This is a genomic window from Lactobacillus sp. CA30L (assembly GCF_059900845.1).
In genome coordinates this window covers 1-3,237 of record NZ_JBWXGB010000015.1, presented here as the reverse complement: position 1 = coordinate 3,237, position 3,237 = coordinate 1, and the positions used below count along the sequence as shown (strand labels likewise).

The window sequence follows — 3,237 nt, the reverse complement described above, 5'->3', positions numbered from 1 at the left end:
AAAGCACGGCAGCGTCCTACCCTCGCAGGCAGTCTCCCACCAACTACTCTCGGCGTGAAGAAGCTTAACTACTGTGTTCGACATGGTTACAGGTGTTTCCTTCTTGCTCTTGCCACCGTACTTTTCTTTTTTTGAGTTCTTACACTCAAAACTAAATATAATCCTTTTTGAAAAAACCTTCCACAATCTCCTTGATTGCACGCGCTTTTGGTCAAGTCCTCGACTGATTAGTACTAGTCCGCTCCAAACCTCACGGCTCTTCCACTCCTAGCCTATCTACCTCATCGTCTTTGAGGTGTCTTACTACTTTCGTATGGGAAATCTCATCTTGAGGGGGGTTTCGCACTTAGATGCTTTCAGCGCTTATCCCTTCCATACGTAGCTACCCAGCTATGCCCTTGGCAGAACAACTGGTACACCAGCGGTATGTCCATCCCGGTCCTCTCGTACTAAGGACAGCTCCTCTCAAATTTCCTACGCCCACGACGGATAGGGACCGAACTGTCTCACGACGTTCTGAACCCAGCTCGCGTGCCGCTTTAATGGGCGAACAGCCCAACCCTTGGGACCTACTTCAGCCCCAGGATGCGACGAGCCGACATCGAGGTGCCAAACCTCCCCGTCGATGTGAACTCTTGGGGGAGATAAGCCTGTTATCCCCAGGGTAGCTTTTATCCGTTGAGTGATGGCCCTTCCATGCGGTACCACCAGATCACTAAGCCCGACTTTCGTCCCTGCTCGAGTTGTCGCTCTCGCAGTCAAGCTCCCTTATACCTTTACACTCTGTGAATGATTTCCAACCATTCTGAGGGAACCTTTGGGCGCCTCCGTTACTCTTTAGGAGGCGACCGCCCCAGTCAAACTGCCCATCTGACACTGTCCCATGCCTCGCTTAGAGGCCCTGGTTAGAGCAGCCATCAAACAAGGGTAGTATCCCAACATTGCCTCTGATAATACTGGCGTACTATCTTCTCTGGCTCCTACCTATCCTGTACATGTTTAACAGCTGCCCAATATCAAATTGCAGTAAAGCTCCATGGGGTCTTTCCGTCCTGTCGCGGGTAACCCGCATCTTCACGGGTATTATAATTTCACCGAGTCTCTCGTTGAGACAGTGCCCAAATCATTACACCTTTCGTGCAGGTCGGAACTTACCCGACAAGGAATTTCGCTACCTTAGGACCGTTATAGTTACGGCCGCCGTTTACTGGGGCTTCAGTTCAAAGCTTCGGCTTGCGCCTAACCTCTCTCCTTAACCTTCCAGCACCGGGCAGGTGTCAGCCCCTATACGTCGTCTTTCGACTTTGCAGAGACCTGTGTTTTTGATAAACAGTTGTTTGGGCCTATTCACTGCGGCTGGCTTTTACACCAGCACCCCTTCTCCCGAAGTTACGGGGCGATTTTGCCGAGTTCCTTAACGAGAGTTCTCTCGCTCACCTTAGTGTTCTCCACTCGACTACCTGTGTCGGTTTGCGGTACGGGTACGATATCTCTTGCTAGAAGCTTTTCTTGGCAGTGTGACTCTAGAACCTTCGCTACTTTGATTTCGCTCCTCATCACAACTTGTGCTTACTGGTAAAAAGCATTTGACTCTTTCCCACACTTGTTGCTTAAACATGGACGTCCAGCGCCATGCGTTCTTTGCCTCCTGCGTCCCTCCGTTGCTATTAACGATTTATCGCAGTACAGGAATTTCTACCTGTTGTCCATCGACTACGCCTTTCGGCCTCGCCTTAGGTCCCGACTTACCCTGGGCGGACGAGCCTGCCCCAGGAAACCTTAGTCTTTCGGCGGATAGGATTCTCACCTATCTTGCGCTACTCATACCGGCATTCTCACTTCTAAGCGCTCCACTTATCCTCTCGATTAAGCTTCTCCGCTCTTAGAACGCTCTCCTACCACGTACACTTTCATGTACATCCACAGTTTCGGTACTATGCTTAGCCCCGGTAAATTTTCGGCGCAGCGTCACTCGACTAGTGAGCTATTACGCACTCTTTTAATGATGGCTGCTTCTAAGCCAACATCCTAGTTGTCTACGCAACTCCACATCCTTTTCCACTTAGCATAGATTTTGGGACCTTAACTGGTGATCTGGGCTGTTTCCCTTTCGACTACGGATCTTATCACTCGCAGTCTGACTCCAGTGCGCCGATATCTGGAATTCGCAGTTTATCTGAATTCAGTAACCCTTGATGGGCCCTTCGTCCAAACAGAGCTCTACCTCCATTATCGCTTCTCGCACCAGGCTAGCCCTAAAGCTATTTCGGAGAGAACCAGCTATCTCCAAGTTCGTTTGGAATTTCACCGCTACCCACAACTCATCCCCGCAATTTTTAACTTACGTGGGTTCGGTCCTCCAGTGCGTTTTACCACACCTTCAACCTGGTCATGGGTAGGTCACTTGGTTTCGGGTCTACATCAACTAACTATTCTCGCCCTCTTCAGACTCGCTTTCGCTACGGCTCCGTCCTTTTATGACTTAACCTCGCTATTTAACGTAACTCGCCGGTTCATTCTACAAAAGGCACGCCATCACCCTTTAACGGGCTCTGACTACTTGTAGGCACACGGTTTCAGGTTCTCTTTCACTCCCCTTCCGGGGTTCTTTTCACCTTTCCCTCACGGTACTGGTTCACTATCGGTCACAAACTAGTATTTAGCCTTGCGAGATGGTCCTCGCTGCTTCAATCGGAATTCCTCGTGTTCCGACCTACTCAGGATCCTGCTCGACGTCCGCGGGATTTCGCTTACGGGGCTCTCACCCTCTCTGGCTTACCTTCCCAGGTAATTCTGCTATCCCTTGCACTATCTTCTTGCAGTCCTTCAACCCCAAATGATAAATCATCTGGTTTGGGCTCTTTCCTCTTCGCTCGCCGCTACTAAGGAAATCGATTTTTCTTTCTCTTCCTGCAGCTACTTAGATGTTTCAGTTCACTGCGTCTCGCCCTAATAAGCTATTGATTCACTTATTAGTAATGCATCTTCATGCACTGGGTTCCCCCATTCGGAGATCTCCGGATCATTGCTTACTTACTGCTCCCCGAAGCCTTTCGTGGTTCGTCACGTCCTTCTTCGCCTGTTTGTGCCTAGGCATCCACCGTGCGCCCTTCTTTTCTTGACCTTACTTCTAAGATCTTCTCTTTTAAGTCGCTCGTGCAATCTCTTATCTCTTTTGATTTGTTGATTGTTTCTCGGTTTTTTCTTGGATTATATTCAGTTTTCAATGTACTAACT

2 rRNA genes are annotated in these 3,237 nt (G+C 49.4%); both read right to left on the bottom strand.

Features of this window, described 5'->3' with window-relative positions:
- Window positions 1-3: 3 nt before the first annotated feature.
- Window positions 4-120: ribosomal RNA gene (rrf, locus tag AC2JF8_RS09210) — 5S ribosomal RNA — on the bottom strand.
- An 87-nt stretch (window positions 121-207) separates the two neighbouring features.
- Window positions 208-3,124 (bottom strand): 23S ribosomal RNA (locus AC2JF8_RS09205).
- Between the last annotated feature and the right edge of the window lie 113 nt (window positions 3,125-3,237).